Genomic DNA, 1,094 nt, shown 5'->3' on the forward strand with positions numbered 1-1,094 from the left:
TCGCGCCGCTGCCCGCCGCACGCCACGCCGAGGAGACCGAACGCCTGCTCACCGAGGAACTGCGCCGCCCCTTCGACCTCGCGTCGGGCCCGCTGACCCGGGTGCTGCTGGTGCGCCGCGCCGCCGACGACCACGTCCTGCTGCTCGCCCAGCACCACATCGTCACCGACGGCTGGTCGGTGGGCGTGCTGGTCCGCGAACTCACCGCGCTGTACCGGGCGGAGGCGTCGGGAGAGCCCGACGGCCTGCCCGCGCCCGGGCTGCAGTACCCGGACTTCGCCGTCTGGGAGAACGAACGGCGCTCCGGCGAGCAGGAGGCCGAGGACCTCGCCCACTGGAAACGCCACCTGGTGGGCCTCCAGCAGCTGGACCTGCCCACCGACCACCCGCGGCCGGCCGTCCGCGGCACCGCGGGCGCCGCCCACCGCCTGCGGATCCCCGCCCGTCTGATCGCCAGACTCCGCGAGTCGGCCGGGTACCGGGGGACCACCCTGTTCACCCTGTTCGCCGGTGCGGCGGCCGTGCTGTTCTCCCGGTACTCCGGTCAGCGGGACGTCGCCTTCGGCACCGTCACCGACGGGCGCGTACGGCGGGACCTGGAGGAGGTCACCGGCTTCTTCGCCAACACCGTCGTGCTGCGCACCGAGGTGGACGACACCCTCACCGTCAACCGGTTCCTGGAGTCCGTGCGGTCGACGGTGCTCGACGCCTTCGCGCACGCCGGAACGCCCTTCGACCGGGTGGTCGAGGAACTCGCCCCGCCCCGCGACCCCAGCCGCACACCCCTCGTGCAGGCACTCGTCGTCCAGCAGACGCCGCTCGCCCACCCGCCGCTCGCGGCGGGCGTGCGCGTCGAGGAGCACCCGCTTCCGCGGCCCGCCGCACGCTTCGACCTCGTCCTGGAGTTCACCCCGGCGCCCGACGGCGGCTGCCAGCTGACGGTCGAGTACAACACCGACCTCTTCGAGCCGCGCACCGCGGCCCGGCTCGCCCGGCACCTGCACCACCTCCTCGAGGGGCTGGCCGACGGGCCGCACCGCACCCTCGCCGAACTGCCGCTGCTCACCGACGGCGAACGGGACGCCCTGCTGCGC

General features: G+C 74.8%; 1 protein-coding gene. It reads left to right on the plus strand.

The genetic code is table 11. The annotated features are described in order from the left end of the window. On the plus strand, nucleotides 1–1,094 hold a 1,094-nt coding region (locus tag HW445_RS32130; protein ID WP_257231440.1), incomplete at both ends, for a condensation domain-containing protein.

Origin of the sequence: Streptomyces sp. UH6, from assembly GCF_013421635.1 — a bacterium.
Classification (GTDB): domain Bacteria; phylum Actinomycetota; class Actinomycetes; order Streptomycetales; family Streptomycetaceae; genus Streptomyces; species Streptomyces abyssomicinicus.